The organism is Citrobacter sp. RHBSTW-00881, from assembly GCF_013728515.1.
Classification (GTDB): domain Bacteria; phylum Pseudomonadota; class Gammaproteobacteria; order Enterobacterales; family Enterobacteriaceae; genus Citrobacter; species Citrobacter braakii.
Genome location: NZ_CP056269.1, coordinates 4814160 through 4835765, shown reverse-complemented (window position 1 = coordinate 4835765; position 21606 = coordinate 4814160). Strand labels below are relative to the sequence as shown.

The 21606-nt window shown below is 54.9% G+C and carries 17 protein-coding genes and 2 pseudogenes; 10 read left to right on the top strand and 9 right to left on the bottom strand.

The features are described from left to right. The first annotated feature begins 50 nt into the window (after positions 1 to 50). Together HV311_RS23270 and HV311_RS23265 are read left to right on the top strand one after the other, a co-directional pair. Complete coding sequence (locus HV311_RS23270) at positions 51 to 461, top strand: CidA/LrgA family protein (protein ID WP_016155367.1); 411 nt, start codon at positions 51 to 53, stop codon at positions 459 to 461. Further along, the gene (locus HV311_RS23265; RefSeq protein WP_191220525.1) at positions 454 to 1143 is read left to right on the top strand and encodes an LrgB family protein; all 690 of its coding nucleotides are present in this window, start codon (positions 454 to 456) and stop codon (positions 1141 to 1143) included. The genes HV311_RS23270 and HV311_RS23265 overlap by 8 nt, the downstream gene beginning before the upstream one ends. 42 nt (positions 1144 to 1185) lie before the next feature. On the opposite strand, the gene actP is transcribed toward HV311_RS23265, so the two are convergent. The 3 genes from actP to acs form a co-directional block, all read right to left on the bottom strand. Next, positions 1186 to 2835, bottom strand: coding sequence for a cation/acetate symporter ActP (actP, locus tag HV311_RS23260; protein WP_016155369.1), 1650 nt, complete (start codon positions 2833 to 2835; stop codon positions 1186 to 1188). Continuing rightward, positions 2832 to 3146 carry a DUF485 domain-containing protein gene (locus HV311_RS23255; protein ID WP_016155370.1) on the bottom strand — a complete coding sequence of 105 codons (315 nt, stop codon included), beginning with the start codon at positions 3144 to 3146 and terminating at the stop codon, positions 2832 to 2834. Before HV311_RS23255 ends, actP begins: the two co-directional genes overlap by 4 nt. A gap of 236 nt (positions 3147 to 3382) precedes the next feature. Then, a complete protein-coding gene (acs, locus tag HV311_RS23250) occupies positions 3383 to 5341 on the bottom strand; it encodes an acetate--CoA ligase (protein ID WP_016155371.1) in 1959 nt (652 codons plus the stop codon). 434 nt (positions 5342 to 5775) lie between these two features. Between acs and nrfA the strand changes: the two are divergent. From nrfA to gltP, 7 genes and pseudogenes are all read left to right on the top strand, one after another. Further along, positions 5776 to 7145 (top strand): annotated as a pseudogene (gene nrfA, locus HV311_RS23245) (ammonia-forming nitrite reductase cytochrome c552 subunit); the annotation flags it as partial. A gap of 110 nt (positions 7146 to 7255) precedes the next feature. After that, positions 7256 to 7822 carry a cytochrome c nitrite reductase pentaheme subunit gene (gene nrfB / locus HV311_RS23240; protein ID WP_005132587.1) on the top strand — a complete coding sequence of 189 codons (567 nt, stop codon included), beginning with the start codon at positions 7256 to 7258 and terminating at the stop codon, positions 7820 to 7822. Then, positions 7819 to 8490: a cytochrome c nitrite reductase Fe-S protein gene (gene nrfC, locus HV311_RS23235; RefSeq protein ID WP_016155373.1), complete on the top strand. Its 672-nt coding sequence runs from the start codon at positions 7819 to 7821 to the stop codon at positions 8488 to 8490. Before nrfB ends, nrfC begins: the two co-directional genes overlap by 4 nt. Next, positions 8487 to 9443 (top strand): cytochrome c nitrite reductase subunit NrfD, encoded by a 957-nt coding sequence (gene nrfD, locus HV311_RS23230; RefSeq protein ID WP_016155452.1) that lies wholly within the window; start codon positions 8487 to 8489, stop codon positions 9441 to 9443. Before nrfC ends, nrfD begins: the two co-directional genes overlap by 4 nt. An 8-nt stretch (positions 9444 to 9451) precedes the next feature. Next, positions 9452 to 11663, top strand: a pseudogene (gene nrfF, locus HV311_RS23225) (heme lyase NrfEFG subunit NrfF). Then, the gene (gene nrfG, locus HV311_RS23215) at positions 11660 to 12280 is read left to right on the top strand and encodes a heme lyase NrfEFG subunit NrfG (protein ID WP_101700873.1); all 621 of its coding nucleotides are present in this window, start codon (positions 11660 to 11662) and stop codon (positions 12278 to 12280) included. Before nrfF ends, nrfG begins: the two are co-directional and overlap by 4 nt. A gap of 344 nt (positions 12281 to 12624) precedes the next feature. After that, the gene (gene gltP / locus HV311_RS23210; RefSeq protein ID WP_016155456.1) at positions 12625 to 13938 is read left to right on the top strand and encodes a glutamate/aspartate:proton symporter GltP; all 1314 of its coding nucleotides are present in this window, start codon (positions 12625 to 12627) and stop codon (positions 13936 to 13938) included. 50 nt (positions 13939 to 13988) lie between these two features. Here gltP and yjcO read toward each other — a convergent pair whose 3' ends face one another. Together yjcO and fdhF are read right to left on the bottom strand one after the other, a co-directional pair. Further along, a complete protein-coding gene (yjcO, locus tag HV311_RS23205) occupies positions 13989 to 14678 on the bottom strand; it encodes a Sel1 family TPR-like repeat protein YjcO (RefSeq protein ID WP_016155379.1) in 690 nt (229 codons plus the stop codon). 103 nt (positions 14679 to 14781) lie between these two features. Next, positions 14782 to 16929 (bottom strand): formate dehydrogenase subunit alpha, encoded by a 2148-nt coding sequence (gene fdhF, locus HV311_RS23200; protein ID WP_191220523.1) that lies wholly within the window; start codon positions 16927 to 16929, stop codon positions 14782 to 14784. 288 nt (positions 16930 to 17217) lie between these two features. On the opposite strand from fdhF, the gene HV311_RS23195 reads away from it, so the two are divergent. Then, entirely contained in the window at positions 17218 to 17949 is a 732-nt protein-coding gene (locus HV311_RS23195) for a response regulator (protein ID WP_191220522.1), read from the top strand. 14 nt (positions 17950 to 17963) lie between these two features. Here the strand turns inward: HV311_RS23195 and HV311_RS23190 are convergent, their stop codons facing one another. The 4 genes from HV311_RS23190 to HV311_RS23175 form a co-directional block, all read right to left on the bottom strand. After that, positions 17964 to 18968 carry a carbohydrate kinase family protein gene (locus HV311_RS23190; protein WP_191221219.1) on the bottom strand — a complete coding sequence of 335 codons (1005 nt, stop codon included), beginning with the start codon at positions 18966 to 18968 and terminating at the stop codon, positions 17964 to 17966. Beyond that, positions 18965 to 19825, bottom strand: coding sequence for a ketose 1,6-bisphosphate aldolase (locus HV311_RS23185; protein WP_016155383.1), 861 nt, complete (start codon positions 19823 to 19825; stop codon positions 18965 to 18967). The genes HV311_RS23190 and HV311_RS23185 overlap by 4 nt, the downstream gene beginning before the upstream one ends. A gap of 14 nt (positions 19826 to 19839) precedes the next feature. Then, positions 19840 to 20523, bottom strand: a complete 684-nt coding sequence (locus HV311_RS23180; protein WP_053389713.1) for a D-lyxose/D-mannose isomerase — start codon at positions 20521 to 20523, stop codon at positions 19840 to 19842. Positions 20524 to 20643: 120 nt separating this feature from the next. Beyond that, the gene (locus HV311_RS23175) at positions 20644 to 21585 is read right to left on the bottom strand and encodes an ABC transporter substrate-binding protein (protein WP_019077849.1); all 942 of its coding nucleotides are present in this window, start codon (positions 21583 to 21585) and stop codon (positions 20644 to 20646) included. Positions 21586 to 21606: the final 21 nt, after the last annotated feature.

The following is a 21606-nucleotide window of genomic DNA, read 5'->3' as shown; positions in this document are numbered from 1 at the left end:
GACGGGGGCTCTCTATACTGGCGCTCTCTATTTTTTAAGGACATACCCTCATGGCTGTGGCGATAAGCCGCGTGACGCCTGCCGTTATTCATCGACTCCAGATCCCCGTTCAGGTTCTGTTGTACGCAGGTCTATTTGTATTTGCTCAATATCTTGTCTCCTGGCTGCATCTGCCGCTTCCTGCCAACCTGGTTGGGATGGTGCTGATGTTGGCGCTGATTGTCTGCCGGGTTATCCCGCTGAACTGGATTCGCGCAGGCGCTCGCTGGTTACTGGCTGAAATGTTGCTGTTTTTTGTTCCGGCGGTGGTGGCTGTCGTCAACTATACGCAGCTGTTGTTGGTCGATGGTTGGCGCATATTTGCCGTCATTGCGCTAAGTACGTTGATGGTGCTTGGCGCAACGGCGTGGGTCGTGGATAAAGTGTATCGCTATGAAATGAGCAGGCTAAACCGTGAGTAATTTCCAGCTAAGCGTGCTGTGTCTGGTGATTACGCTGGGCATCTATTTTGCCAACAAGCGCCTGTATCGCCGTTTTCGTAAATTACCGCTGATGCCGTTAGTGTTCACTCCGGCGCTGCTGATCCTGATGCTGGTCTTTGGGCATATCTCCTGGCAAAACTATATTGGTGAATCGCACTGGCTGCTGTGGCTGTTAGGCCCTGCGACCATCGCTTTTGCCGTTCCGGTCTATGACAACCTTGCCGTGATTAAGCGGCACTGGATGTCACTGACGGCGGGCGTGGTAACGGCAACGCTGGTGGCCGTTACCAGTTCCGTGTGGCTGGCGCGTCTGTTTATGTTGCCTGATGAAATCCAGCGTAGCCTGGCGGTGCGCTCCGTCACCACGCCATTTGCGCTGGCGGCAGCAGAGCCGTTGGGCGGGCAACCAGACCTGGTGGCATTGTTCGTGGTAGTGACCGGTGTATTCGGTATGGCGGTTGGCGATGTACTGTTTTTACGGCTTTCTATTCGGGAAGGGATGGCGAAAGGCGCAGGATTTGGCGCAGCCTCGCATGGTGCGGGCACGGCGCGCTCTTATGAGCTCGGCCAGCAGGAGGGCGTGGTCGCCAGCCTGGTGATGATGCTTTCCGGCGTGGTGATGGTGCTGGTGGCGCCGCTGGTCGCGATGGTGATGTTCTGAAAAAATGCCCCGGTCGTTCAGACCGGGGATGAGTAGGTGTGGTTAGTGCGCGCGACCTTGTTCTACGCCGTACCCGGTCTGGGAACGGATGAACTGAGCACGGAACTGCTCGCGTTCGCGATTACCTTCTTCTGAGTTATCGGTAGCAGAGAAGAACCAGATCCCGAGGAACGCTACGCTGATGGAGAACAGCGCCGGATATTCATACGGGAAAATGGCTTTTTCGTGACCAAGGATCTGGACCCAAATCGTCGGGCCAAGCACCATCAGCACCACCGCCGTCAGCAGACCTAACCAGCCGCCCAACATCGCGCCACGCGTGGTCAGTCTTGACCAGTACATGGAGAGCAGAATGATCGGGAAGTTGCAGCTGGCTGCGATAGCAAACGCCAGACCTACCATGAAGGCGATATTCTGGTTCTCAAACAGCACGCCGAGCAGGATGGCAATCACGCCCAGCACCAGTACGGTGATTTTCGACACCTTCAGCTCTTCACGTTCGGTTGCGCCTTTACGGAACACGTTGGCGTACAGGTCGTGAGAAACGGCCGATGCGCCCGCCAGCGTCAGGCCTGCAACCACTGCCAGGATGGTGGCAAACGCCACGGCTGAGATGAAGCCCAGGAATAGGTTGCCGCCCACCGCATTTGCCAGGTGAACCGCCGCCATGTTGTTACCGCCGATCAGCGCGCCAGCAGCGTCTTTATACGCCGGATTAGCGCCCACCAGCATGATCGCACCAAAGCCGATGATAAAGGTCAGGATGTAGAAATAACCCATAAAACCGGTGGCATAGAACACGCTCTTACGCGCTTCGCGGGCATCGCTGACCGTAAAGAAGCGCATCAGGATGTGCGGCAAGCCTGCCGTACCAAACATTAGGCCGAGACCTAACGACAGGGCGGAGATCGGATCTTTTACCAGTCCGCCCGGGCTCATAATGGCTGAACCTTTCGGGTGTACCGCCATTGCTTCGGTGAACAGGTTGTTGAAGCTAAAGCCGACGTGCTTCATCACCATAAAGGCCATAAAGCTGGCGCCGAACAGCAGCAGAACGGCTTTGATGATCTGTACCCAGGTGGTCGCCAGCATGCCGCCAAACAGGACGTACATCATCATCAGCACGCCAACCAGTACGACGGCGATGTGATAGTTCAGACCAAACAGCAGCTCAATCAGCTTACCTGCGCCGACCATCTGGGCGATCAGATACAGCGCGACCACCACCAGAGAACCACAGGCCGACAGAATACGGATTGGTCCTTGCTTCAGACGATAAGAAGCAACATCTGCAAAGGTGTAACGACCCAGGTTACGCAGACGCTCAGCAATCAGGAACAGGATAATTGGCCAGCCGACCAGGAAGCCGAGTGAATAGATCAGCCCGTCATAACCGGAGGTAAACACCAGCGCGGAAATCCCGAGAAACGATGCCGCCGACATATAGTCGCCCGCAATCGCCAGCCCGTTCTGGAAACCAGTGATGTTACCGCCGGCGGTGTAGTAGTCATTACGCGAACGTACGCGCTTAGACGCCCAGTAAGTAATACCGAGCGTAAAGATGACGAAAATCAGGAACATGACAATCGCCTGCCAGTTGGTTGGCTGGCGTTGGACTGCACCGCTAATAGCATCCGCCGCGTTTGCGGCGAAGGGCAGCGTGGCGGCAAGCGCCGTCAGGACTCTCTTCATGATGCTTTAACCTCGTGCAGAACCGCATTGTTCAGGCGGTCGAATTCACCGTTTGCCCGCCAGATATAGATCCCGGTCAGGATGAAGGAGATGAGGATCACACCGACCCCAATCGGAATACCCCGGGTGACGCTGGTTCCCGCGTGTAGCGGCGTACCCAGCCAGCCAGGCGCAAAGGCAATCAGTAAAATAAAGCTGATGTAAACTGCCAGCATGATGATGGACAGAATGGTGGCAAACCGTTGCCTTTTTTCAACTAACTCCCTGAAACGCGCACTGTCTTCTATCCGCTGATAAATAGAGTCATTCATCACAGAGTTCTCCAGAGGCCCCCTTCGTCTTTCACGTTGCAAGTGTGTTGGCCGCACTCGCCCACCTCAGTCACATAGTGAACTATGCTCCTGGGGATGAGCTCGCTTGCCGCCTTCCTGCAACGCGAAATCCTTTGGGGTGGGTTATTATATTTTCCCTCCCGGTCAGGGGAGGGGTAGGGGTAGGATTTGTAGGCCCGATAAGCCGTGCACCATCGGGCATTTCACGGTTATGGTTATGATGGCATCGCGATGGCCTGCTTCTCTTCGAGCAGTTTCTCTACCACGCCAGGATCGGCGAGGGTCGAGGTATCGCCCAGATTGCTGGTATCGCCCGCCGCGATTTTACGCAGAATACGGCGCATGATTTTGCCGGAGCGGGTTTTCGGCAGTGAGTCGGTCCAGTGCAGCACGTCTGGCGTTGCCAGCGGACCAATTTCTTTACGTACCCAGTTGCGCACCTCGGCGTACAGCTCCGGTGACGGCTCTTCGCCGTGATTCAGCGTGACGTAGGCGTAGATCGCCTGGCCTTTAATATTATGCGGAATACCCACCACCGCGGCCTCGGCAATCTTCGGATGCGACACCAGCGCCGATTCGATTTCTGCCGTTCCCAGACGGTGGCCAGAGACGTTCAGCACATCGTCCACACGACCGGTGATCCAGTAATAGCCATCTTCGTCACGACGCGCGCCGTCGCCGCTGAAGTACATATTCTTGAAGGTAGAAAAGTAGGTCTGCTCAAAGCGTTCGTGATCGCCAAACAGCGTTCTCGCCTGGCCCGGCCACGAGTCGGTAATCACCAGGTTGCCTTCGGTCGCGCCTTCCAGCGGATTACCCTCGTTATCGACAATCGCAGGCTGTACGCCAAAGAAAGGACGGGTTGCGGAACCCGCTTTCAGCTCGGTGGCGCCCGGCAGCGGGGTGATCATGAATCCACCGGTTTCGGTCTGCCACCAGGTATCGACGACCGGGCATTTTTCGTTGCCGATCTTCTTCCAGTACCACTCCCATGCTTCCGGGTTAATCGGCTCGCCAACGGAACCCAGGATACGCAGCGAGGAGCGGTCAGTGCCTTCAATCGCTTTATCACCTTCTGCCATTAGGGCGCGGATGGCGGTCGGCGCGGTATACAGAATATTGACCTGGTGCTTGTCCACAACCTGCGACATACGCGCCGGGGTTGGCCAGTTTGGCACGCCTTCGAACATCAGCGTGGTTGCGCCGCAGGCCAACGGACCATACAGCAGGTAGCTGTGCCCGGTTACCCAACCCACGTCAGCGGTACACCAATAAATATCGCCCTGATGGTAGTCAAACACGTACTTAAAGGTGGTTGCGGCGTAGACCAGATATCCGCCGGTGGTATGCAGTACGCCTTTTGGCTTGCCGGTTGAACCGGAGGTATAGAGGATAAACAGCGGATCTTCCGCGTTCATTTCTTCCGGCTGATGTTCCGGGCTGGCTTTCTCGATAAGATCGGACCACCACAGGTCACGGCCTTCCTGCCATTCCGTTTTTCCACCGGTACGTTTGAGGACGACCACATGTTCCACGGTTTTCACGTTCGGGTTTTTCAGCGCATCATCGACGTTCTTTTTCAGCGGGATGGCGCGGCCGGCGCGCACGCCTTCGTCGGCGGTGATCACCAGACGTGAATTGGAGTCGATGATACGTCCGGCGACCGCCTCTGGTGAAAAACCACCGAAGATGACCGAATGCACCGCGCCAATGCGGGCGCAAGCCAGCATAGCAACCGCCGCTTCCGGCACCATCGGCATATAAATGGCCACTACGTCGCCTTTTTTAATGCCTAAATCCAGTAGCGTATTGGCGAAACGGCAAACATCGCGATGCAGTTCGCGATAAGTAATGTTTTTGCTTTGGGTGGCGTCATCGCCTTCCCAGATGATGGCGGTGCGATCGCCATTTGCCTGTAAATGACGGTCAAGGCAGTTTGCGGCCAGGTTCAGGGTGCCGTCTTCGTACCATTTAATCGACACGTTGCCCGGTGCGAAGGAGGTGTTCTTCACCTGGCTGTACGGCTTGATCCAATCAAGTATCTTTCCCTGCTCGCCCCAAAATGTGTCGGGTTCGTTAACGGATTGCTGGTATTTCTCTTCGTACTGCTCCGGGTTTATCAGGCAACGATCCGCAATGTTTGCGGGAATAGCGTGTTTATGTATTTGGCTCATGGCTTTTGTTCTCCTTGTAGGATGTTAATAATATGTCTCATAAACGTTAAATGTAGGGGCTTTGAGAGTTTTGTTTAGTATTTGCGCGGCAGATCACGCAATAAACGAATTGTGCAAATTAGCGGCAAACTTAATTTTGAAGGGAACTAGCAAAAATTGATTAAATCTCGCGATAACATGTAGTTATCTAAAGGATTATTGAAAAGGTGATCTATCTCTGAATTAGACAAAAGAGTGAGGAGTTAGAGGGGGGTTATAACTCTAAAGTGGTATTTTACATACACTTACAATTGATTAAAGACAACATTTTCAGTGTGGTTTCTTGTTACAAATAGGGTGGAGCAATGTCATGACAGTATTCGTGTGGTTGCTGTTATGGAAAACAATAAAAGAACCGCCATTGCAGATAATGGCGTCATCTGGATGAGACCCCTATGGCAAGGATAAAATCACGCGTACGCCGTTTCTTCAGCCTGTTATTACCTTTATTATTTATTTCTGCTGTTCACGCTGAACAAACTCCTGTACCCGCAAAAACCGTCACCGTTGAAGCGAAGAATGAAACCTTCGCTCCTCAGCATCCCGATCAATATCTCTCCTGGAAAGCCACGTCTGAGCAATCAGCCCGTGAAGATGCGCTGGCAGAAGATCCGCGTCTGGTGATCCTGTGGGCGGGATATCCATTCTCGCGCGATTACAACAAACCGCGTGGACACGCCTATGCCGTGACCGATGTACGTGAAACCTTACGTACCGGCGCACCAAAAACGGCTGAAGACGGCCCGCTGCCGATGGCCTGCTGGAGCTGTAAAAGCCCGGACGTAGCACGTCTGATCCAGAAAGACGGTGAAGATGGCTACTTCCATGGTAAATGGCGCGCGGCGGTCCGGAAATTGTTAACAATCTCGGCTGTGCAGATTGCCATAACACTGCGTCACCAGACTTCGCCAAAGGCAAGCCAGAGCTGACGCTGTCGCGTCCTTATGCAGAACGCGCGATGGAAGCAATCGGCAAACCGTTTGAGAAAGCCGGTCGCTTTGATCAGCAATCCATGGTCTGCGGTCAGTGCCACGTGGAATACTATTTCGACGGTAAAAACAAAGCCGTTAAGTTCCCGTGGGACGAGGGCATGAAAGTCGAGAACATGGAGAAATACTACGACACCATCGCCTTCTCTGACTGGACCAACTCCCTGTCGAAAACGCCGATGCTGAAAGCGCAGCACCCGGAATATGAAACCTGGAGCGCGGGCATTCACGGCAAGAACAACGTGACCTGTATCGACTGTCACATGCCGAAAGTGCAAAACGCGGAAGGCAAGATCTACACCGACCATAAAATTGGTAACCCGTTCGATAACTTTGCTCAGACCTGTGCGAACTGCCACACCCAGGATAAAGCATCCCTGCAAAAAGTGGTCGCCGAGCGTAAACAGGCTATTCATGACCTGAAAATCAAGGTCGAAGATCAGCTGGTTCATGCGCACTTCGAAGCGAAAGCCGCATGGGATGCGGGTGCGACTGAAGCGGAAATGAAGCCGATTCTGGAAGATATCCGTCACGCACAATGGCGCTGGGACCTGTCTATCGCCTCACACGGTATTCACATGCACGCTCCGGAAGAGGGTCTGCGGATGCTGGGTAGCGCCATGGATAAAGCCGCAGATGCGCGTACCAAACTGGTCCGTCTGCTGGCGACTAAAGGCATCACCCATGAAATCCCGTTACCGGATATCTCTACCAAAGAGAAAGCCCAGGCGGCGATTGGTCTGAACATGCAGCAAATCAATGCTGAGAAGCAGGACTTCATCAAAACGGTGATTCCGCAGTGGGAAGATCAGGCGCGTAAAAACGGTCTGTTAAGCCAATAACCCCATTTCGCCCCGTCAGGGGCGGATAACTCAACGGAGTGAATATGAGCGTATTACGTTCGTTATTAACTGCTGGGGTGCTGGCGTCAGGCTTGTTCTGGAGCCTGAGTGGAATCACTGCCACGCCAACGCCGCAGGAGTCGGATCAACGCTGGACGGTTACCCAACAGCGTAATCCGGATGCCGCCTGTCTGGATTGTCACAAGCCAGATACCGAAGGCATGCATGGTAAGCATGCAGAAGTCATCAACCCGAATAACAAACTGCCGGTCACCTGCACCAACTGTCACGGCCAGCCGTCACCGAACCACCGTGAAGGGGTGAAGGATGTGATGCGCTTTAATGAGCCGATGTACAACGTTGAACAGCAGAACAGCGTCTGTATGTCCTGCCACCTGCCTGAGCAGCTACAAAAAGCGTTCTGGCCACACGATGTCCACGTAACCAAAGTGGCGTGTGCCAGCTGTCACTCACTGCATCCGAAGCAAGACACGATGCAGACGCTAAGTGATAAAGGACGGATCAAGATTTGCGTCGATTGCCACAGCGATCAGCGTAACAATCCGAACTTTAACCCGGCGTCGGTTCCGTTGCTTAAGGAGCATCCATGAGTTGCTCTCGTCGCCAGTTTATCACCCGCGTCGGCGCGCTGGTGGCAGTGAGCGGGACGGCGGGACGCGTTGTGGCGAAGACGCTGAACATCAACGGCGTACGTTACGGTATGGTACATGATGAGTCACTATGCATCGGCTGTACGGCCTGCATGGATGCTTGTCGGGAAGTAAACAACGTGCCGGAAGGGGTATCGCGTCTGACGATTATTCGCAGCGAGCCGCAGGGGACGTTTCCTGATGTGAAGTATCGCTTCTTCCGTCATTCGTGCCAGCATTGCGACCATGCCCCCTGCGTTGACGTCTGCCCGACGGGGGCATCGTATCGCGATGCCGCCAGCGGTATTGTGGATGTGAACCCGGACCTTTGCGTTGGCTGCCAGTACTGTATCGCCGCGTGTCCTTATCGCGTGCGCTTTATCCATCCGGTTAGCAAAACGGCGGATAAATGCGATTTCTGTCGGAAAACCAATCTGAAAGCGGGCAAGCAGCCCGCCTGCGTTGAGTCGTGTCCGACGAAGGCGCTGACGTTTGGTAATCTGGACGATCCCAACAGCGATATCTCCCGCTTGTTGCTGCAGAAAACCACCTACCGTTACAAGCTGGCGTTGGGCACAAAACCGAAGGTCTACCGCGTTCCCTTTAAATTTGGGGAGGTGAGCCAATGACATCCGCTTCTGCATTTCATTTTGAATCACTGGTGTGGGACTGGCCCATTGCCATTTATCTGTTCCTGATTGGCATCTCCGCCGGACTGGTCACGCTGGCGATTCTGCTGCGTCGTTTCCATCCGGAGGCGGGCGGTTCTGACAGCACGCTGCTACGCACTACGCTGGTGTTAGGGCCGGGGGCGATTATCTTCGGTCTGCTGATTCTGGTGTTCCACCTGACGCGTCCATGGACCTTCTGGAAACTGATGTTCCACTACAGCTTCACTTCGGTGATGTCGATGGGAGTCATGTTGTTCCAGTTGTACATGGTGGTGCTGGTGCTGTGGCTGGCAAAAATCTTTGAAAAAGAGGTGATTGCTCTACAACAGCGCTGGCTGCCGCGATTAGGGATCGTACAGAAAATGCTGACGTTGATTGCGCCGTTTCATCGCGCGCTGGAGACGTTAATGCTGGTGCTGGCGGTCCTGCTCGGGGCGTACACCGGCTTTCTGCTGTCGGCGCTGAAATCCTATCCGTTCCTGAATAACCCGATCCTGCCGGTGCTGTTCCTGTTCTCCGGGATCTCCTCCGGCGCGGCGGTGGCGCTGATCGCCATGGCGTTACGTCATCGTAGCAATCCGCACAGTACCGAAGCGCACTTTGTGCATCGCATGGAAGTCCCGGTGGTATGGCTGGAGATCTTCCTGCTGGCGGCATTTTTCGTCGGTCTGGCGCTGGGCGATGACGGCAAAATGCGCGCGCTGGCGGCGGCACTGGGCGGCGGATTCTGGACCTGGTGGTTCTGGCTGGGCGTGGCCGGGCTTGGGCTGATACTGCCGATGCTGCTAAAACCTTGGGCCAACCGCAGTTCGACGTTTCATGGCGTGCTGGCAGTGTGCGGTGCCAGCCTGACCGGCGTACTGCTGCTGCGCTTTTTTATTCTCTATGCGGGTCAGCTAACCGTTGCGTAAGGTGATATCTGGACGTTCTCCTTCCTGAAGCCGGTTTTCTGGCACTGTTGTTAAGCCTCGGGGTCAACGTGTTGACCCCGCTTGCCGTGTTGGTGGGTGTCCGCCAGCGCTGGCAAGGCGTAATGCGCCTGGCAAGCGTGGGCATGTGGACGCAGTTTTCGCTGCTGCTGCTGGCCTTTGCCATTCTGATATTCTGCTTTCTGACCAGCGATTTTTCGGTGGTCTACGTTGCTCAGCATAGCTACAGCCTGCTGCCGTGGGGATTAAAACTGGCGGCGGTGTGGGGCGGGCATGAAGGATCGCTGCTGCTGTGGGTGCTGTTTCTTTCCGGCTGGAGCGCGCTGTTTGCCTTGCGCTATCGGCGTGATTCCGACCTGCTGTTTCCGTTAACGCTCAGCGTCCTCGCTCTGATAACGGCCCTGCTGCTGCTGTTTGTGGTGGTATGGTCCGATCCGTTCGTGCGTATCTTCCCGCCAGCCATTGAAGGGCGCGACCTTAACCCGATGCTGCAACATCTCGGGTTAATCCTCCATCCGCCGCTGCTGTACCTGGGTTACGGTGGCTTGATGGTGGCGGCAGGCGTGGCGCTGGCCTCGCTGCTGCGCGGTGACTTTAATGCGCAGAGCGCCGGGGTGTGCTGGCGCTGGGCACTGCCTGGCTGGTGTGCGCTGACGCTGGGGATTATCCTCGGCTCCTGGTGGGCCTACTGCGAGCTGGGCTGGGGCGGCTGGTGGTTCTGGGACCCGGTAGAAAATGCCTCCTTATTACCCTGGCTTTCCGCCAGTGCGCTGCTGCATAGTCTGTTCATCACGCGCCAACGTGGGATCTTCCGCCACTGGTCGCTGCTGCTGGCGATCGTCACGCTGATTTTATCGCTGCTGGGGACGCTGATTGTGCGTTCCGGCATTCTCGTTTCCGTGCACGCTTTTGCGCTGGATAACGTCCGCGCCACGCCGCTGTTCGCGCTGTTTACCGTATTGAGCCTGGCATCGCTCGGGCTTTACGCCTGGCGGGGACAGCAAGTCCGCCAGAATGCGCGTTTTGGCGGCTGGTCGCGCGAGATGCTGATTCTGGTCGCGCTATTACTTTTTTGCGCGGTGCTGCTGATTGTGCTGATTGGTACCCTTTACCCGATGATTTACGGGTTGTTCGGCTGGGGGCGGCTCTCCGTGGGCGCACCGTACTTTAACCGTGCTACGCTGCCCTTTGGCCTGCTGATGCTGCTGGTTATCGTGTTGGCGACAATCAGAAGCCGCAAAGTGTCTGTGCGTTGCCAGCTTCCGGCACTGCTGGCGCATGCCGGGGTGCTGGTGTTTGCGGCTGGGATCGTCTTTTCCAGCGGTAGTCGCCAGGAGATAAGCCTGAATCTGAGCCCCGGGCAGCAGGTGGAACTGGCGGGCTATATTTTTCGTTTTGAGCGTCTCGACCTGGAAGCAAAAGGTAACTACACCAGTGAAAAAGCGCAGATCACGCTGTGGCAAAATGAGAAACGCATTGGCAGCCTGCAGCCTGAAAGACGCTTCTATGCCGCGCGCCGTCAACAGATGATGGAGCCGGGGATCCGCTGGAATCTGATGCATGACTGGTATGCGGTAATCGGCGAAAAAACCGGACCGGACCGTTATGCCATGCGCTTGTACGTGCAGACCGGCGTGCGCTGGATTTGGGGCGGAGGACTGTTAATGGTCTGTGGTGCGCTGCTGAGCGGATGGCGAGGGAGAAAGCGCGATGCATAAACAAATCAACGCGTTGCCAGATGGCGGCGAACGGGGTGTGAAAACGGTAGGTCGGATAAGCGCAGCGCCATCCGGCAGAACATGTTTACTCTTAGCTATCATTTTGTTTTTCATCGCCTTCGCGACACATGCCCAGGTTGTGGACACATGGACTTTTGCCAACCCGCAACAACAGGAAAAAGCGTTGTCTATTGCCAGTCAACTGCGCTGTCCACAGTGTCAAAACCAAAACTTGCTGGAATCCAATGCGCCGGTAGCGGTCAGTATGCGCCACCAGGTTTATAGCATGGTGGCGGAAGGGAAAAGTGAAGCCGAGATAACGACGTGGATGACCGATCGCTACGGTGATTTTGTGCGCTACAACCCGCCGTTGAATGAGCAAACGCTGCTGCTGTGGGCGTTGCCGTGCCTGCTGTTATTACTGGTGGGCGTGGTGGTCTGGCGGGTGAGAAGGCGTCAGCGCGTAGAGGAGGATGTGCAATGAGCCAGTCCAACCATTCCCCTGCGCCGTTACGCCCACTCCCCGTGAAGTGGCTGACCGCTGCGACGGTGCTGATGGTTGTGGCCTGCATCGGAGGTTACCTGTTGACACCCAAATGGCAGGCGGTGCGTCAGGAACAGACGCGGCTGGCGGACCCATTACATGCGTTCACCGATGAAAATGTTCAGGAAAAACAGCTGCTTTTGCTGCAATCGAAAATTCGTGCTAATCCACAGGACGGTGTGAAATGGGCGCAACTCGGTGAGTACTATCTTTGGCAAAACGCGTATCATAATGCGCTGTTGGCCTACGAGCAGGCGCTGCGTGTAGGGGGTGAAAATGCTGAGATCTATTCAGCGCTGGCAACGGTATTGTATTACCAGGCCGGGCAGCATATGACACCGCCCACTCGCGAGATGATTGATAAGGCTCTGGCGCTGGACCCGACAGAGGTCACTGCGCTGATGCTGTTAGCCTCAGATGCGTTTATGCAGGCAGACTACGCCCAGGCCATTTCAGTGTGGCAAAAAGTTATGGATTTAAACTCGCCGAGGGTGAACCGGGCACAGCTCATTGACTCTATTAATATGGCGAAGTTGTTGCAGAATCGGCAAAAATAAATTTGTTTCTTTTGTGATTTGTATCATTTGGCCTGTTTAAAAAACAGGCGAACGAACAAATGAGCAAAAAAAACTCACGCCATGACTTCTTCATTTTTGAACATATTAAAATTCTTTTATAACAAAAAGTTATTCATCATTACCCCGACAAAATTGCATTTTTATGCATAAATTCAGCTGAAGGCTCTGTTCCTGGAGGGTTGCGCGAGACAGTACGCAAATGATAATGATAATAAGCGTTAAAAAACTCCATAAACGAACGCAACACAATTCATACCCTTTCAGTATGTACTATTACCACACACCGCATGTGGAATAGCGCTCCATCGAGGAAGTCCGTTGTTATGAAAAATTTGAAAGTCAGCCTGGCATGGCAGATTCTGATCGCTATGGTGCTGGGCATTCTGCTGGGGAGTTACCTGCATTACCATAGTGACAGCCGTGAATGGCTGGTTGTAAACCTGCTGTCACCGGCGGGCGATATCTTTATCCATCTGATCAAAATGATTGTGGTGCCCATTGTTATCTCTACGCTGGTTGTCGGTATCGCCGGGGTCGGTGATGCAAAACAGCTGGGCCGTATTGGCGCCAAAACTATTCTCTATTTCGAAGTGATCACCACCGTGGCGATTATCCTTGGTATCACGCTGGCGAATGTGTTCCAGCCAGGTACCGGGGTGGATATGTCGCAACTGGCGACCGTGGATATTTCGAAATATCAAAGCACGACCGCAGAAGTACAGAGCCACGCGCATGGCCTGATGGGGACAATTTTGTCACTGGTGCCAACCAACATCGTCGCATCGATGGCAAAAGGCGATATGCTGCCGATTATCTTCTTCTCGGTGCTGTTCGGTTTAGGTCTGTCTTCCCTGCCGGCAACTCACCGCGAGCCGTTGGTTACCGTATTTCGCTCTATTTCCGAAACCATGTTTAAAGTCACTCACATGGTTATGCGCTACGCGCCAGTCGGCGTTTTCGCGCTGATTGCCGTTACCGTCGCGAACTTCGGTTTTGCCTCCTTGTGGCCGCTGGCGAAGCTGGTGCTGTTGGTGCATTTCGCCATTCTGTTCTTCGCGCTGGTGGTGCTGGGGATCGTGGCGCGCATCTGCGGTTTGAGCATCTGGATCCTGATCCGCATTCTGAAAGACGAGCTGATTCTGGCCTACTCTACCGCCAGCTCCGAGAGCGTGCTGCCGCGCATTATTGAGAAGATGGAAGCCTATGGCGCGCCAGCTTCAATCACCAGCTTTGTGGTGCCGACCGGCTACTCATTCAACCTTGATGGTTCAACTCTGTACCAGAGTATCGCCGCTATCTTTATCGCGCAGCTGTACGGTATCGACCTGTCGCTGTGGCAGGAAATCGTGCTGGTGCTGACGCTGATGGTGACCTCAAAAGGGATTGCGGGTGTGCCGGGCGTATCATTCGTGGTGCTGCTGGCTACGCTGGGCAGCGTGGGGATCCCACTGGAAGGCCTGGCGTTTATCGCCGGTGTTGACCGTATCCTCGACATGGCGCGTACCGCGCTGAACGTGGTGGGTAATGCGCTGGCGGTACTGGTTATCGCCAAGTGGGAGCACAAATTTGACCGCAAGAAAGCGCTGGCCTATGAGCGCGACGTGCTGGGTAGATTTGATAAGACCGCTAATCAGTAATTCATGACAGCTTGCCGGATAAGCGTAGCGCCATCCGGCAATGCAAATCATTACCCGTTTGTTAACTTATCAAACTCTTCGCAGCCGGTATCGAATCCTTCCATACAGCTCAGATTCAGCCAGTGCAGCGCCTTCTGTTTATTCTTCACGATAAAACCCTGTTCACCGTTTAAGAACATCATCCCTGCCCAGTATTCGGAATAACCGGTACGGGAAATGGCTGAGCTTCGTTTGAAATACCACGTCGCTTTCTCATCGTCAGCGGGAATGCCCACGCCGTTGGCGTAAATCAGGCCGAGCAGCATTTGCGCGTCGACGGCGGAGTCATTTTCCAGGTCTTCGGAGGCGTTTTGCAGCAAGGTAATGGCTTTAGGGTAATCGGTACGTCCAGCCTGGGTGTTGACCAGAATCCGCGCCAGGGTAAGTTCTCCCGCTTTACTGCCTGCTTTGGCTGCTTTTTCCGCCAGCGTTTTAGCCTGGGGGTAATCCAGACTGACCGGATTTGTAATTTTGATTTGCGCCAGTAGCGCGCAGGCGTCGGCATCGCCGTTGTCGGCGGCTTTTTGCGCCCAATACTCGGCTTTGCTCAAATCGCCCGAACTGAACCAGGTATCGGCAAGAAAGTACTGTGCGCGACGATCCCCTGCCTCAGCGGCCTGTAAGTACTGGCTTCCTGGCTCAGTATCACTGGCATGGGCAAAGAATGTCATAAAGAACATCAATGCAATGAGTTGTTTCATTTTGAGTTTTATTTAGGGTACGGAATGAACAGTATAAAGAGATCGTATGGATAAAAAAACAGCCTCCGGGCGGAGGCTGTTGCAGAACAGTTACGTAAACGGACTAACCCATCGCGCTTTCGCGCAGGCTGGCTTTCAGCTTGGTGTACTCATCAATGACATACTGCTCGGCAGCGCGCTGATCGGCAATGCGTTCAACGTTAACGGCACAGTACTTGTACTCCGGCGTTTTGGTAATCGGGCTTAAGTTCTCGGTTACCAGCTCATTACATGCGCCAATCCACCACTGGTAGGTCATGTAAATCGCGCCTTTGTTTGGACGATCGCTGACTGCTGCACGGGTAATGACCCGGCCTTTACGCGAGTTAACCCATACCAGCTCTTCATCCTGGATGCCCAGGCGTTCTGCGTCGGCGGTGTTGATCTGGGCATAGCCCGGTTCATCCGCCAGCGCGGCCAGCGCCGCACAGTTACCGGTCATCGAACGGCAAGAGTAGTGGCCGACTTCACGCACCGTAGACAGCACCATCGGGTACTCCTCAGTGAGTTTGTCGATTGGCGCTACCCAGTCGCAGGTAAAGAACTGCGCCAGACCGTTCGGGGTATCGAACTTCTCTTTGAAGAGATAAGACGTACCCTGGTCGGTTTCTGAGGTGTCGCGGCAAGGCCACTGGATATAGCCCAGTTCGCCCATTTTCTCGTAAGTGGCACCGTAGAAATCCGGGCACAGATGACGCAACTCATCCCAGATTTCCTGGGTGTTGTTGTAGTGCATCGGGTAGCCCATACGGGTGGCGATTTCACTGATAATCTGCCAGTCCGTTTTCAGATCCCACTTCGGCTCAACGGCTTTAAAGAAGCGCTGGAAGCCACGGTCAGCCGCGGAGAAGACGCCTTCATGCTCGCCCCATGACGTAGACGGTAAAATAACGTCTGCGGCAGCGGCAGTTTTGGTCATGAAGATATCCTGCACGATGACCAGTTCCAGATCCTCAAAGCCTTTGCGCACTGCGGAGAGTTCAGCATCAGTCTGTAATGGATCTTCACCCATAATGTACGCCGCGCGGACTTCGCCATGCGCCGCACGGTGCGGCAGTTCACTGATGCGATAGCCGGTATGTGCAGGCAGACTTTCCACGCCCCAGGCTTTAGCGAACTTCTCGCGGTTAGCCGGATCTTTCACATACTGATAGCCCGGATAAGTATCCGGTAGCGCGCCCATGTCGCATGCGCCCTGAACGTTGTTCTGGCCACGAACCGGGTTAACGCCCACGCTTGGCTTACCGAGGTTGCCGGTCAGCATTGCGAGGCTGGTCAGTGAACGCACGGTTTCCACACCCTGATAGAACTGGGTAACACCCATGCCCCACAGGATGGCCGCGCTTTTTGCCGTGGCGTACATACGGGCAGCCTGACGAATATCCTGTGCGCTAACGCCAGTGATATCTTCGACGGACTCCGGCGTGTAGCCTTCGACAATCTTGCTGTACTCTTCGAATCCTTCGGTACGGGAGGCGACGAACGCCTGGTCATACAGTTTTTCTTCGATGATGACATGACCCATAGCGTTGAGCAGCGCGATGTTCGAGCCGTTTTTCAACGCGATGTGCATATCGGCAATACGCGCGGTTTCAATTTTGCGCGGATCGCAGACGATAATTTTCGCCCCGTTACGTTTAGCGTTAATCACGTGATTCGCCACGATCGGGTGGGAATCCGCCGGGTTGTACCCGAAGATGAACACTAAATCTGTGTTATCAATTTCATTGATAGCATTACTCATTGCGCCGTTACCGACCGATTGGTGCAGACCTGCAACCGAAGGGCCGTGTCAGACGCGAGCGCAGCAGTCAACGTTATTGGTACCAATAACGGCGCGCGCGAATTTTTGCATTACATAGTTGGTTTCGTTACCCGTACCGCGAGATGAACCGGTCGTCTGAATAGCGTCCGGGCCATACTTCGCTTTGATGGCGCTCAGACGAGTGGCGACGTAATCAAGCGCTTCATCCCAGGAAACGGATTCCAGTTTGCCGCCACGCTGGCGACGGATCATTGGGGTTTTCAGACGAGGGGTCAGGATCTGGGTATCATTGATAAAATCCCAGCCATAGTAGCCCTTCAGACACAAGGTACCCTGGTTGGTTTTCCCCTGCGCCGCTTCAGCCCGGACGATTTTGCCGTTATCGACCACCAGGTTGATTTTGCAACCTGATGCGCAATATGGGCAAACCGTGACGACTTTTTTCATCGGTCTCGCTCCAGTTAATCAAATCACGCATACGCGCTTGTCGCTTGAGTTATGCATCTTTTATGCCATGTTTTTATCAGGGGCATTAGTCGATATTACGGGCGAATTTTGCGCAAAACCCTGACGAAAAACAGGCTGTCGTCATATTTGACGTGACGAATCTCCAATACGTGACGGCCCGGCAGTGTGACCGAGGTTATGTTTCCCACACATCCTTGTGCCTTATCGCTGTCACTCTGTGCAGAATCAATCACACTCATTTAAGTTGGCCAGAAATGGGGAAAAACAATGAAGCCAGCCATACTGGTTGTGGATGATGACATCGCTGTCTGCACGCTTTTACAGGATGTGCTGAGCGAACACGTCTTTTCAGTGACCGCATGTCACACCGGGCAGGAGGCGCTGCGCTGCATTGAGACTCAGCCGGAAATCGCTCTGGTATTGCTGGACATGATGTTGCCTGATATTAACGGTCTGATGGTGCTGCAGCAGGTGCAAAAGATGAGACCCGGATTACCGGTGGTGATGCTGACCGGGCTTGGCAGCGAGTCGGATGTGGTTGTCGGGTTGGAAATGGGCGCTGACGACTACATCGGTAAACCGTTCAATGCGCGGGTGCTGGTGGCGCGGGTAAAGGCGGTACTCAGACGCGTCGGCGTGTTAACGGCAGAAAGCGGCAGCCCGCAAACCACGGGGCTTTCTTTTAACGGTTGGCATCTCGATACCGCCGGTTGCCAGTTACATAATCCTCAGCAACTGAAGGTGGAGTTGACGCAGGGGGAATACAGCCTGCTGCTGGCGCTGGCCCAAAACGCCCGCCGGGTACTTAGCCGAGAACAGCTGCTGGAACTGACGCGCAGCGACAGCGTTGAGGTATTTGACCGCACCATTGACGTGCTAATCATGCGGTTACGGCGAAAAATAGAGAACAACCCGCATCAGCCGATGCTGATCAAAACCCTGCGCGGACTGGGCTATGTGTTTGCCGCCGACGTTCAGCATCATGATAAGGCGGCGTAAACGTCTTATCCGGCCTACAAGGACGCTATATCGGCTTTTAGCTCTGCCAACGTTTTCGCGCTGTCTATCGCGTTGGCGCACAGCAAACTGGCTCGTGCGCAGGCGTGTGCCAGCCTGACGCTGTCCGTCAGCGACCAGCGTTCATGACAGCCATACAAAAATCCGGCGCAAAACGCATCTCCCGCCCCGACGCTGCCAACGATCTCCTCCTGCGCCAGATATTGTGACGGGATCCAGACGCCCGGCAGATCCGGCGCTTCACCCCAGGCGCCTTCCGGACAGTGGATAACCACCCGCTGGCGAACGCCCGCATTCAGCAGTTCGCGCGCAGCGGTGGCGATGTGCGCAATATGCAGCTCCCCGTTGGGCTGGCGGATCTCCAGCCCGCTGAATTCCCCGGCTTCCAGCTCGTTAATTACCAGATAGTCGAGATGGCGCAGGGCTGGCATCACCAACGGCTGATAGCGCGGGTCGCCCTTGCGTGAAACCAGATCCAGTGATGTTTCAAAGCCGTTGTCGCGCATTTGCGCCAGCAGCCGTGCGCTACGCGTGCCGTACTCCTCATCCGGCATGTCCAGACTGTCGAGCAGCAGCAGATAGCCAAGATGGAAGATTTTCATCGAGGTATCCAGTTGCTCAAAAGCGGGTAGATCCAGCAGCCGGTTGGCGCCGGGGGAGTGGAAAAAGGTGCGCTGACCGCTGGGATCGGTCATCACCTGTGACATCGACGTGGGGGCGAAAGTCGTGCGCTGCACATGTTGGCGATTAACATGATACTGCTCCAGCATCGCCATGATGTAGTCGCCGTCGCTATCCTGACCGATTAACCCCACCGCCTGCAGCGGCAGTCCGGTGTGCATTTTCGCCAGCGTCAGCAGTACGTTCAGCGGCGCACCGCCCGTCGCGCGTTCGCTACGGATGATTTCCGCCAGCCAGCCGCGTTCCGGCCACTGCACAATTTGATGCACATGATCGACCAGCATGTTGCCTGCGGCGATAACGCCTCTGCGTTCCATCAGACCCGTCCCGCGCTGCCAAAAATACGCATCTGTTCTGAAACGGTATCGGTAATGGCCTCTTCAATGGCGAGCAGCAGTTCGGCGAATTCGTCGTACAGGGGCTGACGATTCGCTATTCTTGTCTCTACTGCCGACAGCGCCGCCTGCGACATGCCGGTATAGAAGTTGATTTTGTGAATGCCGAGTTCAATTGCGCGCTTGAAATCGTCGTTGCTGATGCCGGAACCGCCGTGCAGTACCAGCGGGATCGCCGCCTGCTGGCGAAGGGCGTCAAGACGCGGAAAGTCGAGCACCGGTTCGCCTTTATATTTGCCGTGTGCATTACCAATGGCGACCGCCAGCGCGTCAATCCCGGTTCTGTCGACGAAATCACGCGCCATCATCGGGTCGGTAAATAGCGACTCGTCGGCATGACCATACAACGCGCCGCCCTCATCGCCTCCCACCGCGCCCAGTTCGGCTTCCACCGATACGCCGACGGCGTGACACATCTTCACCACTTCGCGAGTTTGACGAATATTTTCTTCATACTCCAGCGTGGAGCCATCAAACATCACTGAACTGAAACCTAAGCGCAGTGCCCGAACCACCGACTCAAAGTGCAGGCCGTGGTCAAGGTTCAGCACTACCGGAATGTCATGCCGCGCGGCTTCGAACTTGACCGCTTCGACCAGAGAATCCAACGAGATATATTTAAAATGCACCTCGGCGATGTTGATGATAAACGGCGAACGTTCCTGCTTTGCCGCGGCAAACAGCGCGCGCAGGAAGTGTGAGTCCAGAACGTTAAACGCCCCTAAGGCATAGCGGTGCTCGCGGGCATGGGCAAGGCCATCGGCGAGAGATATCAACGGCATAATGCGCTCCTTGGTTAGCGGAACAGGCGATACTCATTACACAGCACCAGCTGCGCCGGTTCGTCTTCTTCAATGTCGTTATAGCGGGCGATCGGTTGCAGAAAGTGGTTATCGTGGTCGTCGTCATTAACAGAAGAAACCTCGCCGACCAGCACGTCGCCAAAACCTTCTTCCGCCCAGAAGCTGTGATACAGGCCCGGTGGCAGGCAGATGCTTTCACCCGGCGTCAGGCGCAGTTGACTGCCTGCCGCATGGGTTTGCCGACAGCCGTCAATCACCACGCTCACGTCGCTGTCCTCCGTTTGTTCTCGGAGCCCCGCATTCCACAGTTCCACAATTAAATTACCGCCGCCGCGATTGATAATGTCTTCGCGTTTGCGCCAGTGAAAATGCATCGGCGTCACCTGCGCATCGCGAACATGCATGATTTTCTCGGCGTAGCATTTCTCGTAAGGCATTCCTTTGGGCGAGCCATTACGCAGGGTAAACAGCGTTAACCCTTGCGCGGCGAAATTGTTGCCGCCAAACGCGGTGACATCCCAACCGAGCTTAAGGTCGAAAACTTCGCTCCAGGCTGCGGGATCAAGCTTGCGCCATTGGGTCGGCGGGAAACTGGCGAAAGGGGGGAGATGCACGTCGTGCAGAGAGAAAAACTGGCGCGTGTGGCCCAGTATCTCGTTGATAGCGGAACGTTTCATCGGCAGAATCCTCCTTAATATCATGCCGGATGGCGCTGCGCTTATCCGGCCTACAAAATCATACCGATCTTGTAGGTCGGATAAGGCATTTTTGCCGCCATCCGGCGTTGTTGTGGCGGGTTATTTCACCGTCCAACCCTTATAGCTGCCGACGTTGTTTTTATCGATCATCGTCACCGGGATCAGTACGGGCTCTTTCGGGGCGGGTTTCCCCTGCAATATGTCATAGCCGATTTCGACCGCTTTGGCAGCCATCACCTGCGGATCTTGTGCAGGCGTCGCCACAAATAGTGAGTTTTCCCGCTTCAACGCTTCTTCTGCGTCTGGCGATCCGTCTACGCCGACAATAAAGAATTCGCTACGTTGTGCCTGTTTTGCTGCCAGATCGGCACCGATCGCCGTAGGATCGTTAATGGCGAATACGCCGTCGATCTTCGGATTTGCCGCCAGCAGCGCGGTCATGATCTCCAGCCCGCCTTCGCGACTGCCTTTAGCATTTTGGTTATACGACAGCACCTTGATATCCGGGTGGCGTTTAAACTCTGTCTGGCAGCCTTCCACGCGGTTCTGGACGGCGGAAACCGGCGGCCCGTTGATAATGACGACGTTGCCTTTCCCTTTCAGACGGTCGGTAATGTATTTACAGGCCATTTCACCCGCCTGGGTGTTATCGGAGGTAATGGTCGCATCAGCGCCTTCCGCCGCTACGTCAACGGCAACCACTACAATCCCTGCGTCTTTCGCGCGTTTTACCGCTGGGCCGATGCCTTTGGAGTCGGCGGCGTTAAGAATAATCATGTCGACCTTGGCGGCAATAAAGTTGTCGATTTGCGACACCTGTTGTCCCAGATCGTAGCCGCTGGAAACCAGCGTCACTTTAACGCTATCACCCGCCAGTTTGCGTGCTTCCAGTTCCGCGCCTTTGGTGATCTGCACGAAGAACGGGTTGGCCAGATCGCCCACCGTAACGCCGATCGATTTCAGTTCTTTTGCCTGCACAAACGGAGCTGCAGCAAGCAGTGCGCCAGCACAGAGCGCGGTGACTAAGGGCTTCAATCTCATGCTGTATTCCTCGAAGTAAGA

Coding starts and splice junctions, on each gene's coding strand:
- HV311_RS23270 (WP_016155367.1), top strand. CDS start 51: ATGGCTGTGGCGATAAGCCGCGTGACGCCTGCCGTTATTCATCGACTC.
- actP (WP_016155369.1), bottom strand. CDS start 2,835: ATGAAGAGAGTCCTGACGGCGCTTGCCGCCACGCTGCCCTTCGCCGCA.
- HV311_RS23255 (WP_016155370.1), bottom strand. CDS start 3,146: ATGAATGACTCTATTTATCAGCGGATAGAAGACAGTGCGCGTTTCAGG.
- acs (WP_016155371.1), bottom strand. CDS start 5,341: ATGAGCCAAATACATAAACACGCTATTCCCGCAAACATTGCGGATCGT.
- nrfB (WP_005132587.1), top strand. CDS start 7,256: ATGAGCGTATTACGTTCGTTATTAACTGCTGGGGTGCTGGCGTCAGGC.
- nrfC (WP_016155373.1), top strand. CDS start 7,819: ATGAGTTGCTCTCGTCGCCAGTTTATCACCCGCGTCGGCGCGCTGGTG.
- nrfD (WP_016155452.1), top strand. CDS start 8,487: ATGACATCCGCTTCTGCATTTCATTTTGAATCACTGGTGTGGGACTGG.
- nrfG (WP_101700873.1), top strand. CDS start 11,660: ATGAGCCAGTCCAACCATTCCCCTGCGCCGTTACGCCCACTCCCCGTG.
- gltP (WP_016155456.1), top strand. CDS start 12,625: ATGAAAAATTTGAAAGTCAGCCTGGCATGGCAGATTCTGATCGCTATG.
- yjcO (WP_016155379.1), bottom strand. CDS start 14,678: ATGAAACAACTCATTGCATTGATGTTCTTTATGACATTCTTTGCCCAT.
- HV311_RS23195 (WP_191220522.1), top strand. CDS start 17,218: ATGAAGCCAGCCATACTGGTTGTGGATGATGACATCGCTGTCTGCACG.
- HV311_RS23185 (WP_016155383.1), bottom strand. CDS start 19,825: ATGCCGTTGATATCTCTCGCCGATGGCCTTGCCCATGCCCGCGAGCAC.
- HV311_RS23180 (WP_053389713.1), bottom strand. CDS start 20,523: ATGAAACGTTCCGCTATCAACGAGATACTGGGCCACACGCGCCAGTTT.
- HV311_RS23175 (WP_019077849.1), bottom strand. CDS start 21,585: ATGAGATTGAAGCCCTTAGTCACCGCGCTCTGTGCTGGCGCACTGCTT.